Genomic DNA, 18,422 nt, shown 5'->3' with positions numbered 1-18,422 from the left:
TCGTCACCGGACCCACGCCCAATTGTCCGGTTCCTCCTCGGGCCGCCCCGGCCCGCATCGTCACCGGACCCACGCCCAATTGTCCGGTTCCTCCTCGGGCCGCCCCGGCCCGCATCGTCACCGGACCCACGCCGTTCAGGCGGTCAGTTGCTCCACCAATTCGACCGCGGTGTCCACCGAGTCCAGCAACGCTCCCACATGCGCCTTACTGCCCCGCAGCGGCTCCAGTGTCGGGATGCGCACCAGCGAGTCGCCGCCCAGGTCGAAGATCACCGAGTCCCAGCTGGCCGCTGCGATGTCGGCCCCGAAGCGGCGCAGGCATTCCCCACGAAAGTAGGCACGAGTGTCTGTTGGCGGGTTGTCCACGGCGCTGAGTACCTGCTGCTCAGTCACTAAACGGCGCATTGAACCGCGCGCGACCAGCCGGTTGTACAGGCCCTTGTCCAACCGCACATCGGAATATTGCAGATCGACTAGGTGCAGCCGGGGTGCTGACCAGCTCAGATTCTCCCGCTGGCGAAAGCCCTCCAGTATCCGCAGCTTGGCCGGCCAGTCCAGCAAGTCGACGCATTCCATCGGGTCGCGCTCCAGTTTGTCAAGGACGTCCGCCCAGGTTTGCACGATGTCCGCCGCGCGCGGATCCGGATCGCGCGAGTCGACCAGCTTTGCGACGCGGTCGAGATAGGTCCGCTGCAACGCAAGACCGGTCAGTTCCCGGCCATCGGCGAGCGCCACGGTGGCACGCAGCGACGGGTCGCGGCTGATGGCGTGCACCGCATGGACCGGACGTGCCAGCGTCAGGTCGCTTAGGTCCAGGTTGTGATGGGGGCCTTCTTCGATCAGATCCAGCACCAGTGCGGTGGTGCCCAATTTGAGATAGGTTGCGGTCTCGGCAAGGTTAGCGTCGCCGATGATGACGTGCAGCCGACGGTATTTGTCGGCGTCGGCGTGCGGCTCGTCTCGAGTGTTGATGATGCCGCGTTTCAACGTTGTTTCAAGCCCGACCTCGACCTCGATGTAATCGGCGCGCTGGGAAAGCTGAAAACCTGGCTCGTCGCCGGCCGGCCCGATACCTACCCGGCCCTGCCCGACGATCACCTGGCGGGACACCAGGAACGGCGTCAACCCGGCGATGATGGCCGAGAACGGCGTCTGGCGGCTCATCAGGTAGTTCTCGTGCGCCCCATAGGAGGCACCCTTGCCGTCGACGTTGTTTTTGTACAGCTGCAACTTCACGGCACCGGGGACACTGGCAACATGGCGGGCGGCGGCTTCCATCACCCGTTCGCCCGCTTTGTCCCAAATCACCGCATCCAGCGGGTCGGTGGTCTCGGGTGCCGAATATTCCGGGTGCGCGTGGTCGACATAAAGCCGCGCCCCATTGGTCAAGATCATGTTGGCCGCGCCGACCTCATCGGCGTCGACCACCGGCGGCGGCCCCGCCGAGCGGCTCAAATCGAAACCCCGGGCATCCCGCAGCGGCGATTCCACCTCATAGTCCCAGCGTGTGCGTTTGGCCCGCTGAATGCCCGCTGCGGCGGCATACGCCAGGACCGCCTGCGTCGAGGTCAAAATCGGGTTTGCGGTCGGGTCGGACGGCGACGAAATGCCATACTCGACCTCCGTCCCGATAATCCGTTGCATAGTCTCCAGCCTAGGCGCGACGACGATGCGGGCCATTTGGGGCCCGCCGAGGAGTTGCGCCCTCAACTCCAGCGCGACGACGATGCGGGCCGTTTGCGGCCCGCGCAACCCGTCCCGGCGCTACAGATACTGACCCAGGTTGGATTCGGTGTCGATGGCCCGCGACGTGCTCGAGCCCTTGCCGGTGACAAGGGTGCGGATGTAGACAATCCGCTCGCCCTTCTTGCCCGAGATCCGCGCCCAGTCATCGGGATTGGTGGTGTTGGGCAAATCCTCGTTCTCGGCGAACTCGTCGGCGATCGAATCGAGCAAATGCTGAATCCGCAACCCGGGCTGGCCGGTCTCCAGGACCGACTTGATGGCGTTCTTTTTGGCTCGGTCCACGACGTTTTGGATCATCGCACCGGAGTTGAAGTCCTTGAAGTACATGACCTCTTTGTCGCCGTTGGCATAGGTGACCTCGAGGAACCGGTTGTCCTCGATCTCGGCGTACATCCGATCGACGACCTTTTCGATCATCCCCTTGATGCACAACGCGCGGTCACCGCCGAACTCGGCGAGATCGTCGGCGTGCACCGGCAGGTCTTCGGTCAGGTACTTGCTGAAGATGTCCTGGGCGGCTTCGGCGTCCGGCCGTTCGATCTTGATCTTCACATCGAGGCGCCCGGGCCGCAGAATCGCGGGATCGATCATGTCCTCGCGGTTGGAGGCGCCGATCACGATGACGTTCTCCAGCCCCTCCACGCCGTCGATCTCGCTCAGCAGCTGCGGGACCACCGTCGTCTCCACATCCGAGGACACTCCGGTGCCCCGGGTGCGGAAGATCGAGTCCATCTCGTCGAAGAACACGATCACCGGCGTGCCTTCCGAGGCTTTCTCCCGTGCCCGCTGGAAGATCAGCCGGATATGACGTTCGGTCTCGCCGACGAACTTGTTCAGCAGTTCGGGACCTTTGATGTTCAGGAAGTACGACTTCGCCTCTTTCGCGTCGTCGCCGCGAACCTCGGCCATCTTCTTAGCCAGCGAGTTTGCCACCGCCTTGGCGATCAGCGTCTTGCCGCAGCCGGGCGGGCCGTAAAGCAAAACCCCCTTGGGCGGACGCAGCGCGTATTCCTTATACAGGTCCCGGTGCAGGAAGGGCAGTTCCACAGCGTCGCGGATCTGCTCGATCTGCCGGCTCAGGCCGCCGATGTCGTCATAGGAAACATCTGGCACCTCTTCGAGCACCAGATCTTCGACTTCGGCCTTGGGAATGCGCTCGAACGCGTAACCGGCCTTGGTGTCGACCAGCAGCGAGTCCCCGGGGCGCAGCTTACGGGGGCGGGTGTCGTCGGTGTCGCCGTCGGGGGCACTGTCAGGCAGGTCCGGCGAAACCAGCGGCTCGGCCAGCCAGACGACGCGTTCCTCGTCGGCATGCCCGACAACCAGGGCCCGGTGACCGTCAGCTAGCACCTCACGCAAGGTGGAGATCTCGCCGACCGACTCGAACGAGCCGGCCTCCACGACGGTCAACGCCTCGTTGAGCCGGACGGTTTGACCCTTCTTGAGGGCTTTCACGTCGATGTTGGGCGAGCATGTTAACCGCATCTTGCGCCCAGAGGTAAACACGTCAACGGTGTCGTCGTCGTAGATCGACAGCAATACGCCGTAACCGCTGGGCGGCTGCCCGAGCCGGTCGACTTCCTCGCGCAGCGCCAGCAGTTGCTGACGGGCTTCTTTGAGGGTTTCCATCAATTTGGAATTGCGCGCGGCGAGCGAGTCGATGCGTGCCTCGAGTTGACGGATATCCCTGGCTCCGCGCACCGCACTCTGCCCGACGGCGTTCTCCAACTGCTCACGCAGCATCGCCGCCTCTCGCCGTAATTCCTCCAGCTCGGCGGCATCGTCGCTGGACATGGGGCCTCCGAACACTTCGCGCTCTGATTCAGCCATGGTGCGCTCCTTTCCCGCTCCGAAAGTTGGCGCGGTGGATAGCTCAACGCTACCGGTGATTTCGGATTCGTGCTCGGACTCGAAATACGACACCCAGATTTCGGGGTTAAGCTCTACTGAGCCGGTCTAATCGAAAGGACAGCTGTGATCGTGAAATCCCTCGTTACGGGCGTGGCGGCGGCCGCCGCCGTCGGTGCAGCCGTTGCAGGTGTGACCTCCGTTTCATCTAGTCCCCGGCCCGCCCCCCAGGTCGAGCCCGTCGTTTTCAGCGCGCCGCTGCCACTGCAGCCGGGAGCCGACGTGCCCACACCCGAGCAGTTGTCGAACGTGCTTTACGGCCTCGCCAACCCGGGTGTGTCGTTTATCAGCAAGGGCTATCTGGTGGAAGGCGGCATTGGCCCGGTCGAGGCCCGGATAGCGGACCGGCAGATGCAAAAGGCCGCCGCCAACGGCGACCTGCCGCTTTCGTTCACCGTGACGAACATCCAGCCCGCCGGCCCCGGCGCGGCCACCGCGGATGTGACCGCCTCCGGCCCAAGGCTCGCGCCGACCACGCAGACGGTCACGTTCGTGGACCAGGGCGGCTGGAAGTTGTCTCGCGCGTCGGCGATGTCGGTGCTGCAAGCCGTGCAAGGGGCCAGTGGCTAACCTTCTGCATGCATCCCGGTCTGCATCGATATCTAGCCGCGGCGCTGAGCGTCACCACCGTTGTGGTGGCGCCGGGGCTTTCCGGCTGCTCGCAGGATCAAACCAAAGGCACACCGACGGCCGCACCCGTGGTGACACCCAGCACGTCGGCTCTGACCCCCGCCCGGCAGACCGCTTCGCTACCCCCACCGGAGGCCCTGACCGACGTGCTCTACCGGCTGGCCGACCCCTCGGTGCCCGGCACCGACAAACTGAGCCTCGTTGAAGATGCCACACCCGACAGTGCGGCCTCGTTGGACAAATTCGCCACCGCATTGCGTGACGGCGGCTATGCGCCGGCGGCGTTCGCGGCGACCGACATCGCGTGGTCGGACCGGGATCCGGCCACAGTAGTGGCTACTATCAACGTCACGACCCCCAATCGCGGCGTCCAGGGATTCTCGTTTCCGATGGAGTTCAAGCCCCACCAGGGCGGATGGCAGTTGTCCCAACAAACCGCTGACATGCTGCTAGCGGTCGGCACGTCGCAGTCGGCCGGCCCCACGCCGGCCCGCTGACGGCCGCGGCGATGTGGATCGGCTGGCTTGAGTTCGATGTGCTGCTCGGTGACGTGCGATCACTCAAGCAGAAGCGGTCGCTGATTCGCCCTGTGGTCGCCGAGCTGCAGCGCAAGTTCAGCGTGTCGGCTGCCGAAACCGCTTCGCATGATCTGCGCCGACGCGCCGGCATTGGGGTGGCGACGGTATCCGGTGACCGTCGCCACGCGGTGGAAGTGCTCGACGCCGCCGAACGCCTGGTAGCCGCGCACCCAGAATTCGAGCTGCTGTCGGTGCGCCGCGGCCTGCACCGCAGCGACGACTAAACCGATGACGACACCAGGTAAGGCGGCTCGGCCCGGTGGTGGCGCCAGCGCGCAAGTCAGTAGGCGCGGTATTTGCGGCGTGCCCACACGGGCGGGCTGACGCCCGGGGCGAGCCGGCGCGCCGAAACGAGGAATGCGGTGTGAGCCCGCATTGTGTGCTGGGGACGAACGGCCAGCCCGACGACATTCCATTCCCGCTGCAGTGTCTCCCAGGCCCGCGGCTCGGTCCAGCATTGCAGCTCCCGCAACGCCTCCACGGTCCTCGACAACTGGGTGACGGTCGCTAGGTAGATCATCAGCACCCCGCCGGCGGCCACGACTCGCGACACCGTGTCAAGCACCTCCCACGGCGCCAGCATGTCCAGCACCGCCCGGTCGACGGACCCGGCGGGCAGGTCGCAGTAGGCCACGTCACCGATGACCAGCCGCCAGTTGAGCGGTGCCTGCCCAAAAAAGGCCTGCACATTGCGGCGGGCGTGTTCGGCGTGATCGGCGCGCAGCTCGTAGGAGATCACCCGGCCTTCAGGCCCCACCGCGCGCAGCAAAGAGCAGGTCAGCGCACCGGAACCGGCACCGGCTTCCAGGACGTGCGCGCCCGGGAAGATGTCGCCCTCGTGCACGATCTGAGCCGCGTCTTTGGGATAGATCACCTGCGCTCCCCGCGGCATAGACATCACGTAGTCCACGAGCAGCGGGCGCAGCACCAAAAACGGGTCGTCATTGCTGGACTTGACCACGCTGCCCTCATCGAGCCCGATCACCGCGTCGTGAGCAATCACCCCGCGGTGGGTGTGAAATTCGCTGCCCGCCGTGAGCACAATCGTGTAGTGCCGGCCCTTGGCGTCGGTGAGCTGCACACGATCACCCGCGGCGAACGGGCCGGTTGCGCACACGTGATCTAGCCTGCCAGCCGACGCGCCGCACCGGCTGCGCGGGGTTTGTCGGCTGCCGGCCCTAGTCTTGCGGGTATGAGCCCCCGGCCGCCCGCCCCCATCCCGCCGACGAGGGATCCCGCACCGGGGATTTCGGGTCCGCCCGCGAAACGCTTGGATCATGAGGTGGGTGATCGGGGTTCGCCATCCCGGCTGGCACTGTCACCGTCGCGGGCGGGGGACTTCAAGCAGTGTCCGCTGCTCTACCGGCTCCGTGTGGTCGACCGGTTGCCCGAGCCGCTGTCGGCGGCGCAGCTACGTGGGTCGGTGGTGCACCTGGTGCTGGAGCAGCTTTACCGCCTACCCGCGCTGCAGCGCGGCCCCAAGACCGCCAGCACGCTCGTGGATGCCGCCTGGAAGCGGGTGATCGGCAAAGAACCCGGCCTGGCCACCGGGCTGGATGCCGTCCAACACGCTCAACTGCTTGAGCAGGCCCGCGCGCTGATATCCGGCTATTACCAGCTGGAAGATCCGACCCGGTTCGACCCACAAGGCTGCGAGCAGCACGTCGAAGTCATGCTGGCCGATGGCACACCGCTGCGGGGATTCATCGACCGGATCGACGTCGCCGCGACCGGTGAAATGCGGGTGGTCGACTATAAAACCGGCAAGGCACCGCCCGCCGCGCGCGCAATGGCCGAGTTCAAGGCGATGTTCCAACTGAAGTTCTACGCGGTAGCACTGCTGCGTTCGCGGGGAGTACCGCCGACCCGGTTGCGGCTGATCTATCTGGCAGACCGCCAGTTGCTGGATTACTCCCCCAACGTCGAGGAGCTGGTTCGCTTCGAGAAGACGCTGATGGCGATCTGGAGAGCAATCCAAGCAGCGGCCGCAACCGGCGATTTTCGCCCCAACCCGTCACGGCTATGCGAATGGTGCCCGCACCAGGCGCACTGCCCGGCTTTCGGGGGCACACCACCACCCTATCCGGGTTGGCCGGACCAACTAGTCCTGTCTACCGAGGATGAGGGCCGCACCGAGCCGGCGGCGTGATGGACTGCCGCCACGTGCTGCGTGACACATTCAAACCGTTGCCGGTCAAGGCTTTCCACGACCCGCCGCTAGCGAGGCCGGCAGATCCCCATTTCCTTCGGCCTCCTTCGGGCCGCTAACGCGATCGGGCCCTCGGTGCGCTCAGAATCGGCAGAACCTGATATCTGACGCCAGGATCGCCTTAGCCCCGATCGCGGCGAGATCGTCCATGATCGCGTTGACGTCCCGGCGGGGCACCAGCGCCCGCACCGCGACCCAATCCGGTTCGGCGAGCGGCGCTATGGTTGGTGACTCCAGCCCCGGCGTGATCGCGGTGGCCTTGGCAAGCACCGAGCGCGGGCAGTCATAATCGAGCATCAGGTACTGCTGACCGAACACCACGCCCTGCACCCGGGCCACCAGTTGGTCGCGGGCGGCGACCATTCGGCTGCCACGGCCGCTGTCCGGCGCGGCCCGCTCGATGAGCACCGCCTCCGAATCGCAAAGCGGCTCGCCAAAGGCCACCAGATCATGCAGGCTCAAAGTGCGGCCAGACCCCACCACGTCGGCGATCGCATCAGCCACGCCGAGTTGCACCGATATCTCCACGGCACCGTCGAGGGGGATAACGTATGCGTCGATCCCCTTGGCGGTCAGGTCTTTTCGTACCAGGTTCGGGTATGCGGTGGCGATCCGCTTCCCCGCCAGGTCTGCCGTGGTCCAGTCGCGCCCGGCGGGGGCGGCGTAACGGAAGCTGGATCTGCCGAACCCCAGCGCCAAACGCTCGCGTACCGGTGCATCAGACTCCCGCACCAGGTCCCGCCCGGTGATCCCGAAGTCCAGCTCCCCCGATCCGACGTAGATCGCGATATCTTTGGGGCGCAAGAAGAAAAACTCGACGTTGTTGACGGGGTCGATGACGGTCAAGTCCTTGGGATCGGTGCGGCGACGGTAGCCCGCCTCCGTGAGGATCTCGATCGCCGGCTCGCTTAGCGCCCCCTTGTTGGGAACCGCGACTCGCAGCATCGGCGCTTGGTCGCCGCAACGCTGGGCAGCCATCAGAGCCTCCGGTACACATCATCAAGGGTGAGCCCGCGGGAAATCATCAACACCAGCGTCCAATACAGCAATTGGCTGATCTCCTCGGCTAGCGCGTCGTCGGGCTCGTGTTCGGCGGCCAGCCACACCTCACCGGCCTCCTCCAGGATCTTCTTGCCCAGCATGTGTATACCGGCGTCCAGGGCGGCCACGGTGGCGCTGCCCGGCGGCCTGGTACGCGCGCGCTCGTCAAGTTCGGCGAACAGATCCTCGAACGTCTTCACGGGCAGCGATTGTGTCATGCGCCGAATAGCAAAGTCACGGCGGTTTCGCCATAGGCCGCTCAGTCAGCCATCACCGGGCCGCGACCGCCACTGCGAGGGCGCCGCCAGGGATGCGGTTGGGCACTGGTTACCCCCTCCCCACAGGCTAGGTCCGCATCGAGACGGCCAACGCGATGACGAAGAGGGTGGCGACGACCATCAGCAGTGGCCTCCCCGGGTCAACTGGCCAGAAGCCGGCGGGAGGCCCACTTGGCCGGCACGTGGCATGCAGCTCACCGCCGTGCGCCCGGCAGGCGCCGCGATCGCGGCGGATTACCCCTGAGACGCGCACCGCTCACACGTTGAAGTACTTCGCCTCGGGGTGGTGCAGCACGAAGGCGTCCGTGGACTGCTCGGGATGCAGCTGGAACTCCTCGGACAACGTCACCCCGATACGCTGGGGCTCCAGCAGCGCCATCACCTTGGCCCGGTCCTCCAAGTCCGGGCAGGCACCATAGCCGAACGAGAAGCGGGCGCCGCGGTAGCCCAGCTTGAAATAGTCCTGAACGGCTTCGGGATCCTCTGTCGACATCGCTCGATCCCCGGAAAACCTCAGTTCCTCGCGGATACGCCGGTGCCAGTATTCGGCCAGCGCCTCGGTGAGCTGCACGCCGATGCCGTGTACCTCGAGGTAGTCCCGGTAGGCATTCGACGCGAACAGCTCCTGGGCGCAATCGGCGATGGGCTGGCCCATCGTCACCAGCTGGAACGGCAGCACATCAACCTGGCCGCGCTCGGCGGCCAGGGCCCGCGACCGGACGAAATCGGCGATACACAGAAATCGGCCGCGCTGCTGGCGCGGGAAGGTGAACCGGAAGCGCTCGGGAGCGTCCGGCCCGGGCTCGGCGAGCACGACGACGTCATCACCCTCGGAGACCGCGGGGAAATACCCGTACACCACGGCGGCGTGCGCCAGGATGCCGTCGGTGGACAACCGGTCCAGCCAATACCGCAGCCGGGGTCGGCCCTCGGTCTCGACCAGATCCTCATACGCCGGCCCCTCACCGCCGCGCACACCCCGCAGTCCCCACTGCCCCAAAAACAGCGCGCGCTCATCGAGCAGCTCGGTGTAGTCGGCCACCGCCAGCCCCTTGACGACCCGCGACCCCCAAAACGGCGGCGCGGGGACCTCGACGTCGGCGGCGACGTCGGAGCGTTCCGGCACGACGATGGGCTTTTCAGCCGCCTTGCGTTGCGCGGCAATGCGTTTCGACCGCTCGTGACGGGCTTTGCGCTCGGCCTGTTTGTGGCGGGCGACTTCCCTTTCCCGGGCCTCCGGGCTGTCGTCATCGGGCGCCTCACCGCGCTTGGCTCTCATGATGACGTCCATCAACTTCAAGCCCTCGAAAGCGTCCCGCGCGTAATACACTTCGCCGTCGTAGAGCTCGGCGAGATCGTTTTCGACGTAGGTCCGGGTCAGCGCGGCGCCGCCGAGCAGCACCGGGAACTTGTCCGCGACCCCGCGGGCGTTCATCTCCTCGAGGTTTTCCTTCATCACCACGGTGGACTTGACCAGCAGCCCGGACATCCCGACCACATCGGCGCTCTTGTCCTCGGCGACTTCCAGAATGTTGGCGATCGGCTGTTTGATACCGAGGTTGACCACCTCATAGCCGTTGTTGCTCAAAATGATGTCGACGAGGTTCTTGCCGATGTCGTGCACGTCGCCCTTGACGGTGGCCAGCACGATGCGGCCCTTGCCCGCATCGTCCTCGGATTTCTCCATGTGCGGTTCCAGATAGGCGACGGCGGCCTTCATCACCTCGGCGGATTGCAGCACGAACGGCAACTGCATCTGCCCGGAGCCAAACAGGTCGCCGACGGTCTTCATGCCGGCCAGCAGGTTCTCGTTGATGATCTCCAGCGGCGGCTTCCGGGTCATCGCCTCGTCGAGGTCGGCTTCCAAACCGTCGCGCTCACCGTCGACGATGCGCTGCGCCAACCGCTCGAACAGCGGCAGCTTGGCCAACTCGGCGGCCCGTGACTCCCTTGACGACGCGGCGGACACCCCTTCGAAGAGCCGCATCAGCTCCTGCAGCGGATCATAGCCGTCGCGGCGGCGGTCATAGATGAGATCCAGCGCGACATTGCGCTGGTCGTCGGGAATGCGGTTGATCGGCAGGATCTTCGACGCGTGGACAATCGCCGAGTCCAGCCCGGCCTGCCGGCATTCGTGCAGAAAGACCGAGTTGAGCACTTGGCGCGCAGCGGGATTCAGACCGAACGAGATGTTGGATAGCCCGAGTGTGGTCTGCACGTTCGGATGACGCCTTTTTAGCTCACGGATCGCCTCGATGGTCTCGATGCCGTCGCGCCGGGATTCCTCTTGGCCGGTGGCGATGGTGAACGTCAGGCAGTCGATGAGGATGGCGGACTCGTCGATACCCCAGTTGGTGGTGATGTCGCTGATCAGCCGCTCGGCGATCTGCACCTTTTTTTCGGCCGTCCGGGCCTGGCCGTCCTCGTCGATGGTCAACGCCACCACCGCGGCGCCGTGCTCGGCCACCAGCTCCATTGTCTGGTAAAACCGCGACTCCGGCCCGTCGCCGTCCTCGTAGTTCACCGAGTTGATCACACAGCGCCCGCCCAGATGCTCCAAACCCGCCTGCAGCACCGCGGTTTCGGTGGAGTCCAGCATGATCGGCAAGGTGGACGCCGTTGCCAGTCGACTGGCCAGGGCCGTCATGTCTGCGACGCCGTCGCGGCCCACGTAGTCCACGCACACGTCTAGCAAGTGCGCGCCGTCGCGGGTCTGGCCTTTGGCGATGTCCAGGCATCTCTGGTAGTCCTGCGCGAGCATCGCCTCGCGGAAAGCCTTGGAGCCGTTCGCGTTTGTCCGCTCACCGATCATCAGCACCGAGGCGTCCTGGGCGAACGGCGTCATCGAGTACAGTGAGGACACCCCAGGCTCAGAGACGATCACGCGCGCAGCCCGGCGCACCCGTGGGACTGCGGCGGCCACCTGGCGGATGTGCTCGGGTGTGGTGCCACAGCAGCCGCCTACTAGCGAGAGCCCGAACTCCGCGATGAACCCGCACAGCGCCTCGGCGAGTTCCTCGGGCTGCAGCGGGTAGTGCGCGCCCGCCGAGCCCAGCACCGGCAGTCCGGCGTTGGGCATCACCGACACCGGGATGCGAGCGTGTTTGGACAGATAGCGCAGGTGCTCGCTCATTTCGGCGGGCCCGGTCGCGCAGTTCAGCCCGATCATGTCGACACCGAGCGGCTCGACGGCGGTCAGTGCCGCGCCGATCTCGCTGCCCAGCAGCATGGTGCCGGTGGTCTCCACGGTGACATGGGTGAACACCGGGAGGTATCGCCCGGAGCGCGCCATCGCTCGCCGCGATCCCAGGACCGCGGCCTTGAGCTGCAAGAGGTCCTGGCAGGTCTCCACCAAGATGGCGTCGGCACCGGCGTCGAGCATGCCCAGCGCCGCCTCGGCGTAGGCGTCGCGGATCAGCGCGTACTCGGTGTGGCCCAGGGTTGGCAGCTTGGTGCCCGGCCCCATCGAGCCCAGCACGTAGCGTTTGCGTTCGGGCGTGGAGAACTCATCGGCGACCCGGCGCGCGATCGCGGTGGCCTGCTGGGACAGCTCGCGGATCCGCTCGGCGATGCCGTAGTCACCGAGGTTGGACAGGTTGCACCCGAACGTGTTGGTCTCGACGGCGTCGGCACCGGCCTCGAGGTAATGGCGGTGAATCCGTGCGATGACGTCGGGGCGGGTCTCATTGAGGATCTCGTTGCAGCCCTCCAGCCCGCGGAAATCGTCAAGCGTGAGATTTGCCGCCTGCAGTTGGGTGCCCATGGCGCCGTCACCCACCATGACTCGGCGCGACAATGCGTCCAGCAGATCGGTGTCGTATGGATGATCGTCAGCGAAAGTCACCTCAGCGAGGATAGCCTGCCTATGCAAATACGTCCCGCATCGTCGCCGGGCTGGGCTGTCTGGCCCGGCTTCTCCCCGGGACGTGCTACGTCCCGCATCGTCGCCGGGCTGAAAGCCGTAGGCTGATGATGTGATCCCGCCGGACGCCAGCGCCGCGTTGCCTGAATTGCACCACACCGTCGCTGTGGCGGCGTTCGAGGGATGGAATGACGCCGGCGACGCGGCCAGCGACGCGTTGGAGCACCTGGACGCCGTGTGGGAAGCCGACCCGATTATCGAGATCGACGACGAGGCGTATTACGACTACCAGGTCAATCGGCCGGTGATCCGTCAGGTCAACGGCGTTACCCGGGAACTGGTGTGGCCGTCGATGCGGATATCACACTGTCGCCCGCCGGGCAGCGACCGAGACATTGTGTTGATGCACGGGGTGGAGCCCAACATGAGATGGCGCACGTTTTGCGCCGAGTTGCTGGCCATCGCCGACAAGCTCAACGTCGACACCGTCGTGATCCTCGGGGCCCTGCTGGCCGACACTCCGCACACTCGTCCGGTGCCGGTTTCGGGCGCAGCGTATTCCCCCGAGTCTGCGCGGCGCTTCGGTTTGCAGGAAGCCCGCTATGAGGGCCCGACCGGCATTGTCGGGGTGTTCCAAGACGCCTGTGTAGCGGCCGGGATTCCGGCGGTGACGTTCTGGGCGGCGGTGCCGCACTACGTGTCACAGCCGCCGAACCCGAAAGCGACGGTGGCGTTGCTGCGCCGGGTCGAAGACGTGCTGGACATCGAGGTTCCACTGGGGGATTTGCCCGCGCAGGCCGAAGAGTGGGAGGCGGCGGTCACCGAGATGACCGCCGAAGACGAGGACCTGGCCGAATACGTGCAATCGCTGGAGCAGCGCGGCGACGCCGAAGTCGACATGCACGAGACCTTAGGCAAGATCGACGGCGACGCGTTGGCCGCGGAGTTCGAACGCTACCTACGTCGCCGCCGCCCGGGCTACGGGCGCTAGCCCGTCGACGATGCGGACGGTCAGCCCCGACGACGAACCGGACATTTAGGGTGAGTTCGGTCGCGGACCGCCAGAATGACATGCGCAATATCGATCGGCGTTGGCAGACGAAACAGACGACTTTGCAGCGGCAGACCGAGCCAAAGCTGCAGGACATCATCAACCGGTCCGCTCGCAATCCTCCAGCCAGGCCGATGGGCGTCGAGCTGGCCGAGATCGTCCGGATTTTAGACGAAGACGAGTACGCCACGCACTGACGCTGGCGCTGCCAGGGTCTGTGCCGGCCGAGCCGGTGCCCGGGCAATGGCGGCTGATCCTTGAGTCCGATGACGTCGAGACCCGCCGGCTGACCGCGCTGTCGTTATGGGGCTCTTCTCCACGAACCTGGGCATGGGGAGGCTCGGGCGACACGCCGTGGGGCCCTGAAATGACCTGATTGTGGGCCTGGGACTCGCACGATCCGTGATCACACCCATGATCACACGGATTGTCGTGGGGTTGACCCCTAATGGTGGACACCTGACTGGTGGGACTGCTGGTCCCGCGGGAAGGATGTCCGTGTGTCGGGCAAGCGTCGCAAGTACACCCCGGAGTTTGGGGAGCAGGCTGCCCGCCTGGTGATTGAGACCGGCCGCCCGGTGGCTCATGTGGCCGCCGTGATCGGGGTCGGTGATCCAGTGCTGGGGCGTTGGGTGCGCCTGCAACGCCACGCGGCCGAAGCTGGCGATACTGGCGCGGTGTTCGATGCTGATGAGCGCGCTGAGTTGGAGCCTCTGCGTAAAAAGAACGCCGAATTACGTTTGGATCGTGAGTTTTTGAAAAAGCCGCGGCCTTCTTCGTCTCCGAGCAGCACCGGTAGCAGACTAGCCGCGTTTTCCGCATAGTTGGGGTTTAGGTTTGTGGTTTTGGATGTTGTTGTGGTGCTGCGTGTTTCGTGCCATGGTAGGGGGATGTCGAGGTGGGCGAGGATGAGTCGTTGGACTGTGGTGAGTCGGTCGAGAACGAGTCCGTCGGTGGTGTAGGTGGCGTGTAGGTCGGTGAAGGCGGTCAGCACGGCGCGGGCGGTGGGGACGGCGTCTGGGTGTTCGGGTAGCAGACCGGGCAGTGGGGTGTTGGGGCCCAGAGCGGCGCGCAGGTCGGCTTCGATGAGGCCGTAGACGAGCAGGGCGATGCCGACGACGGCGATGAGCGCGTGCCACGCACCAACCCCGTCCCCCTGTCATCCAACCCCGAACTCGACTGGGCCAGGTACGCGCTGGGAGCTGACGTGTTCTACATCAACAACGGCGGGGCCAGCCTGGCAGTGGCCCCAGGACTCAGTTTCGGTACCTGGATCACCCACGGCCACTCGATTGGGTGGCCCACCGAGGCCGATTTTTGTTACCACCTCACGACGCTTTTCCCGCCCATCCGCCCCCGCGGCTGGCTGGAGTTGCGCATGATCGACGCCTTGCCCCATGACTTACGGGCCGCCGCCGTCCATCTCGTCCACACCGCCACATGCGATCCCGTGGCCGCCGACCTGCTGGCCACTCTTCCTGAGACCCGGCACCTTTGGCGAACCTCTGCGCGGGATGGCCTCACCCACCCGACCCTGCGCTCCGGCGCACAGACCCTAATTGCAACCGCGCTGAAATATTTACGCCAAACCCCAGGACAATCCACCGGCGCTGACTGTGTTGAGGCGTTCGCTGACCGCTACACGTATCGCGGACAAGCGCCCGGCGACACCCAAAGTTGCTGCGAAACCGATGCATTTGACAGCGGACCGTCATCACCGAAACGGTGTTCCTCACCCTTATCGGCTACGCCGGCACGGCGCTCGGCCACTGCCACTGCCACTGCGTCGAGGTAGCCCTGTGCAGCCGGCAGGGCCAACCCACCTCTATCCACGTCATATCGTGTCATATCGTTGCCGGCGCCCGAACCTACCATCGTTGCCGGTGCCTGAACCCCAATCGGACAGCTCCCCGGCGGTCTTGCCGGCTTGTCGGCAACTGAGCTGGACGCAATCGCAATCGTGAGTGCCTAACAGAAGCCAGGGTCCCCGGCCGCCAAGGTCAATGAGCTCTTTTCCCAGGGGGCGGGTAAGGCCGTGTCGACTGAAGTTTCCGGCGGATGGTCGCCTCGGCAATACTGGGTCGGGTGAGCCCGGCTTCCCACGATGTGACGGATGCGGCCCTGGCCGCGAGCCTGGCCGAAGAGGCGGGGAAGCTGCTGCTGGCGGTGCGCGAGGAGATCGGGTTCGATCATCCGTGCGCACTCGGCGACGCCGGCGACCAACGGGCAAACTCGCTGCTGTTGCGTCGGCTACGTGCCGAACGGCCCGCCGACGCGGTGCTCAGCGAAGAAGCCCACGACGATCTGACCCGGTTGAGCGCTGATCGGGTCTGGATTATCGACCCGGTGGACGGCACCCGCGAGTTCTCCACACCCGGACGCGCCGACTGGGCCGTTCACGTGGCGCTGTGGCAGCGCGACGGCGGTCCCAGGGGCGCCATCACCGACGCGGCGGTGGCCCTGCCCGCGGCCGGGGAGCTTTACCGCACCGATACGGTCACGGCCAACCTGACGGCCCACCCCGGGCCGATCCGGGTCACCGCCAGCTCCAGCCGGCCGCCCGTGGTGCTGCATCGGCTGCGCGACCGGCTGGACATCCAGATCGTGCGGATCGGCTCGGCCGGGGCGAAAGCAATGGCCGTGGTCCGGGGCGACGCGGACGCGTACATCCATGCCGGGGGCCAGTGGGAATGGGATTCGGCCGCCCCGGTGGGTGTGGTGCTGTCGGCCGGCCTGCACGCTTCCCGGCTGGACGGGTCTGAGCTCGTCTACAACCGACCCGATCCGTACGTGCCCGACCTGCTGATATGCCGTCCCGAACTCGTCGATGTGCTGCTGAGTGCCATTCGGTCGGGCGGTTAGAACCGATTGCCGCGCCACGGCTTTACACCGCTACGGACTCTACGGCCGGTGCCTTCCCGGCTGCCGCGCGGCCCGTCTCGGCGCCACACCGGAGCCACACCTTAAAGTCGATGCTATGCACTCGTGGCCGGCAGCCCCCGTCCCGGCACTGCCGGGACACGGTCCGGAGCTACGGCTGTACGACACAGCCGATCGCCAGGTGCGCCCGGTGGCACCCGGTCGCACCGCCACCATGTACGTCTGCGGGATCACGCCGTATGACGCCACCCATCTGGGGCACGCCGCCACGTATCTGGCGTTTGACCTTGTGCACCGGCTGTGGCTGGATCTCGGTCACGAGGTGCACTATGTGCAGAACATCACCGACGTCGACGATCCGCTGTTCGAGCGCGCCGAGCGCGACGGCATCGATTGGCGCGAGCTGGCGGCCCGTGAGGTCGCGCGGTTTCGCGAGGACATGGCGGCGCTGCGGGTGCTGCCACCACACGACTACGTCGCGGCGAGCGAGGCCATCGGGGAAGTGGTCGAGGCCGTGGAGAAGATGTTGGCCTCCGGGGCGGCGTACGTCGTCGACGGCGAATATCCCGACGTCTACTTCCGGGCAGACGCCACGCCGCAGTTCGGCTACGAATCGGGCTATGACCGTGACACCATGCTGCGGCTGTGCGCGCAGCGCGGCGGGGATCCACAGCGACCGGGCAAGGCCGATGAGCTCGATGCCCTGATGTGGCGGGCGGCGCGGCCCGGCGAGCCCAGTTGGCCATCGCCGTTCGGCCCCGGCCGACCGGGCTGGCATGTTGAATGCGCCGCGATCGCGCTCAACCGTATCGGCACCGGCCTGGACATTCAGGGCGGCGGCGCCGACTTGATCTTTCCGCATCACGAGTTCACCGCCGCGCACGCCGAATCCGTCAGCGGGGAGCGGCGATTCGCCCGCCACTACGTACATGCCGGTATGATCGGCTGGGCCGGTCACAAGATGTCCAAGAGCCGCGGCAACCTGGTCTTTGTGTCAAGGTTGCGCAGCGAAGCCGTCGAGCCTGCGGCCATCCGGCTGGGTCTGCTCGCCGGGCACTATCGTGCGGACCGGTTTTGGGACGCCCAGGTTCTCGACGAGGCAATCGAACGGCTGCATCGGTGGCGCACGGCGACGGCGATGCCCTCCGGTCCGGATGCCACCGACACCATCGCCCGGGTCCGGCGCTACTTGGCTGACGACCTGGACACGCCCAAAGCGTTTGCCGCGCTGGATGGTTGGGCCAGCGAGGCGCTCGAATACGGTGGTCACGACAGCACCGCACCGGCGGCGGTTGCCACGCTTATCGACGCGCTGCTGGGGGTGGACCTGTAATCGGTGTGGCGATACGTTTTCGCCATGGGCTCGGTGAGCGGCAAGGTGGTTTTCATCACGGGCAGCGCCGGGGGGATCGGCGCGGAGGTGGCGCGTCGGCTCCATGCCAGGGGAGCCAAGCTGGTGCTGACCGACTTGGACGAGGCGCAGCTTAACGTGCTGGCCAGCGAGTTGGGTGACGAGTGGGTGCTGACGATGGTCGCCGACGTGCGCGACCTGTCGGCGATGCAAGCCGCCGCGGATCTGGCCGTCGAGCGTTTCGGCGGCATCGACGTCGTGATGGCCAACGCCGGGATCGCGACCTACGGGTCGGTGCTGCGGGTCGATCCGGAGGCGTTCGCACGGCTCATCGACGTCAACGTGCTCGGCGTGTATCACACCGTTCGGGCTGCTTTGCCCTCGGTGATCCAACGGCACGGCTATGTCCTGATCGTCTCCTCGCTGGCCGCTTACGCCGCCGCCCCGGGCCTGGCGCCATACAACGCCTCGAAGGCCGCGGTAGAGCATTTTGCCAACGCGCTGCGGCTGGAGGTCGCGCATTTGGGTGTTGACGTCGGGTCGGCCCACATGTCGTGGATTGACACGCCAATGGTGCGAGACAGCAAGGCCGATCTGACCACCTTCACCGAGATGCTCGCGAAATTGCCCTACCCGCTCAACCGCACCACATCGGTGCAGAAATGCGCGCGGGCTTTCGTCAAGGGCATCGAGGGGCGCAAGCGCCGCATCAACAGCCCGGGCTGGGTCGGCCTGCTCCGCTGGCTGCGGCCAGTGCTGTCAACACCCGTAGCCGAGGCCCCGGTGCGGCGGTTCGTGCCCGATCTGCTGCCGCGCATGGACGCCGAGGTCGCCGCGCTCGGTCGTTCAACCAGCGCCCACACCGAGAGCCTGGAAAAGCGGTAGAAG

17 protein-coding genes are annotated in these 18,422 nt (G+C 66.0%); 11 read left to right on the top strand and 6 right to left on the bottom strand.

Features of this window, described 5'->3' with window-relative positions:
* Nucleotides 1–135: 135 nt before the first annotated feature.
* Both dop and arc read right to left on the bottom strand, forming a co-directional pair.
* Nucleotides 136–1,644, bottom strand: a complete 1,509-nt coding sequence (gene dop, locus MSM1_RS19665; protein WP_213445803.1) for a pup deamidase/depupylase — start codon at nucleotides 1,642–1,644, stop codon at nucleotides 136–138.
* Nucleotides 1,645–1,764: 120 nt separating this feature from the next.
* Complete coding sequence (gene arc / locus MSM1_RS19660; RefSeq protein ID WP_213445525.1) at nucleotides 1,765–3,576, bottom strand: proteasome ATPase; 1,812 nt, start codon at nucleotides 3,574–3,576, stop codon at nucleotides 1,765–1,767.
* Nucleotides 3,577–3,720: 144 nt separating this feature from the next.
* On the opposite strand from arc, the gene MSM1_RS19655 reads away from it, so the two are divergent.
* From MSM1_RS19655 to MSM1_RS19645, 3 genes are read left to right on the top strand one after another with little or no spacing between them, the layout of a single operon-like run.
* Entirely contained in the window at nucleotides 3,721–4,224 is a 504-nt protein-coding gene (locus MSM1_RS19655) for a hypothetical protein (protein WP_213445523.1), read from the top strand.
* A 20-nt stretch (nucleotides 4,225–4,244) separates the two neighbouring features.
* Nucleotides 4,245–4,781 (top strand): hypothetical protein, encoded by a 537-nt coding sequence (locus MSM1_RS19650; protein ID WP_213445801.1) that lies wholly within the window; start codon nucleotides 4,245–4,247, stop codon nucleotides 4,779–4,781.
* A gap of 11 nt (nucleotides 4,782–4,792) precedes the next feature.
* A complete protein-coding gene (locus MSM1_RS19645; protein WP_213445521.1) occupies nucleotides 4,793–5,086 on the top strand; it encodes a DUF503 domain-containing protein in 294 nt (97 codons plus the stop codon).
* 56 nt (nucleotides 5,087–5,142) lie between these two features.
* On the opposite strand, the gene MSM1_RS19640 is transcribed toward MSM1_RS19645, so the two are convergent.
* Nucleotides 5,143–5,979, bottom strand: coding sequence for a tRNA (adenine-N1)-methyltransferase (locus tag MSM1_RS19640; protein WP_213445519.1), 837 nt, complete (start codon nucleotides 5,977–5,979; stop codon nucleotides 5,143–5,145).
* A gap of 165 nt (nucleotides 5,980–6,144) precedes the next feature.
* On the opposite strand from MSM1_RS19640, the gene MSM1_RS19635 reads away from it, so the two are divergent.
* On the top strand, nucleotides 6,145–7,011 hold the full coding sequence (locus tag MSM1_RS19635; RefSeq protein WP_307857459.1) for a RecB family exonuclease: 867 nt from the start codon (nucleotides 6,145–6,147) through the stop codon (nucleotides 7,009–7,011).
* 141 nt (nucleotides 7,012–7,152) lie between these two features.
* Here the strand turns inward: MSM1_RS19635 and hisG are convergent, their stop codons facing one another.
* From hisG to metH, 3 genes are all read right to left on the bottom strand, one after another.
* Nucleotides 7,153–8,016, bottom strand: coding sequence for an ATP phosphoribosyltransferase (hisG, locus tag MSM1_RS19630; protein ID WP_213445799.1), 864 nt, complete (start codon nucleotides 8,014–8,016; stop codon nucleotides 7,153–7,155).
* 32 nt (nucleotides 8,017–8,048) lie between these two features.
* A complete protein-coding gene (locus MSM1_RS19625; RefSeq protein ID WP_213445515.1) occupies nucleotides 8,049–8,330 on the bottom strand; it encodes a phosphoribosyl-ATP diphosphatase in 282 nt (93 codons plus the stop codon).
* 316 nt (nucleotides 8,331–8,646) lie between these two features.
* Nucleotides 8,647–12,234 (bottom strand): methionine synthase, encoded by a 3,588-nt coding sequence (metH, locus tag MSM1_RS19620; protein WP_213445513.1) that lies wholly within the window; start codon nucleotides 12,232–12,234, stop codon nucleotides 8,647–8,649.
* 130 nt (nucleotides 12,235–12,364) lie between these two features.
* Between metH and MSM1_RS19615 the strand changes: the two genes are divergently transcribed.
* The 7 genes from MSM1_RS19615 (at nucleotide 12,365) to MSM1_RS19585 (ending at nucleotide 18,419) form a co-directional block, all read left to right on the top strand.
* Nucleotides 12,365–13,243 (top strand): PAC2 family protein, encoded by an 879-nt coding sequence (locus tag MSM1_RS19615; RefSeq protein ID WP_213445511.1) that lies wholly within the window; start codon nucleotides 12,365–12,367, stop codon nucleotides 13,241–13,243.
* 50 nt (nucleotides 13,244–13,293) lie between these two features.
* Nucleotides 13,294–13,500: a hypothetical protein gene (locus MSM1_RS19610; RefSeq protein WP_213445509.1), complete on the top strand. Its 207-nt coding sequence runs from the start codon at nucleotides 13,294–13,296 to the stop codon at nucleotides 13,498–13,500.
* A 303-nt stretch (nucleotides 13,501–13,803) separates the two neighbouring features.
* Nucleotides 13,804–14,127, top strand: a complete 324-nt coding sequence (locus tag MSM1_RS19605) for a transposase (protein WP_213445507.1) — start codon at nucleotides 13,804–13,806, stop codon at nucleotides 14,125–14,127.
* Nucleotides 14,128–14,435: 308 nt separating this feature from the next.
* Complete coding sequence (locus MSM1_RS23110) at nucleotides 14,436–15,098, top strand: glutamate-cysteine ligase family protein (protein WP_213445504.1); 663 nt, start codon at nucleotides 14,436–14,438, stop codon at nucleotides 15,096–15,098.
* A gap of 263 nt (nucleotides 15,099–15,361) precedes the next feature.
* Nucleotides 15,362–16,165, top strand: a complete 804-nt coding sequence (locus MSM1_RS19595; protein ID WP_213445502.1) for an inositol monophosphatase family protein — start codon at nucleotides 15,362–15,364, stop codon at nucleotides 16,163–16,165.
* A 115-nt stretch (nucleotides 16,166–16,280) separates the two neighbouring features.
* Nucleotides 16,281–17,516: a cysteine--1-D-myo-inosityl 2-amino-2-deoxy-alpha-D-glucopyranoside ligase gene (gene mshC, locus MSM1_RS19590; protein ID WP_213445500.1), complete on the top strand. Its 1,236-nt coding sequence runs from the start codon at nucleotides 16,281–16,283 to the stop codon at nucleotides 17,514–17,516.
* 24 nt (nucleotides 17,517–17,540) lie between these two features.
* Nucleotides 17,541–18,419, top strand: a complete 879-nt coding sequence (locus tag MSM1_RS19585) for an SDR family oxidoreductase (RefSeq protein ID WP_213445498.1) — start codon at nucleotides 17,541–17,543, stop codon at nucleotides 18,417–18,419.
* Nucleotides 18,420–18,422: the final 3 nt, after the last annotated feature.

The sequence above is a fragment of the Mycobacterium sp. SM1 genome (genome assembly GCF_018361265.1).
Taxonomy (GTDB): Bacteria; Actinomycetota; Actinomycetes; order Mycobacteriales; family Mycobacteriaceae; genus Mycobacterium.
The sequence above is the reverse complement of the archived record's forward strand: the minus strand, read 5'-3'. Positions and strand labels throughout refer to the sequence as shown.

Excerpts from the sequence above, each read along its gene's own strand:
- MSM1_RS19585 (WP_213445498.1), top strand. The coding sequence starts at position 17,541 with ATGGGCTCGGTGAGCGGCAAGGTGGTTTTCATCACGGGCAGCGCCGGG.
- mshC (WP_213445500.1), top strand. The coding sequence starts at position 16,281 with ATGCACTCGTGGCCGGCAGCCCCCGTCCCGGCACTGCCGGGACACGGT.
- arc (WP_213445525.1), bottom strand. The coding sequence starts at position 3,576 with ATGGCTGAATCAGAGCGCGAAGTGTTCGGAGGCCCCATGTCCAGCGAC.
- dop (WP_213445803.1), bottom strand. The coding sequence starts at position 1,644 with ATGCAACGGATTATCGGGACGGAGGTCGAGTATGGCATTTCGTCGCCG.
- hisG (WP_213445799.1), bottom strand. The coding sequence starts at position 8,016 with ATGCTGCGAGTCGCGGTTCCCAACAAGGGGGCGCTAAGCGAGCCGGCG.
- MSM1_RS19595 (WP_213445502.1), top strand. The coding sequence starts at position 15,362 with ATGGTCGCCTCGGCAATACTGGGTCGGGTGAGCCCGGCTTCCCACGAT.
- MSM1_RS19625 (WP_213445515.1), bottom strand. The coding sequence starts at position 8,330 with ATGACACAATCGCTGCCCGTGAAGACGTTCGAGGATCTGTTCGCCGAA.
- MSM1_RS19645 (WP_213445521.1), top strand. The coding sequence starts at position 4,793 with ATGTGGATCGGCTGGCTTGAGTTCGATGTGCTGCTCGGTGACGTGCGA.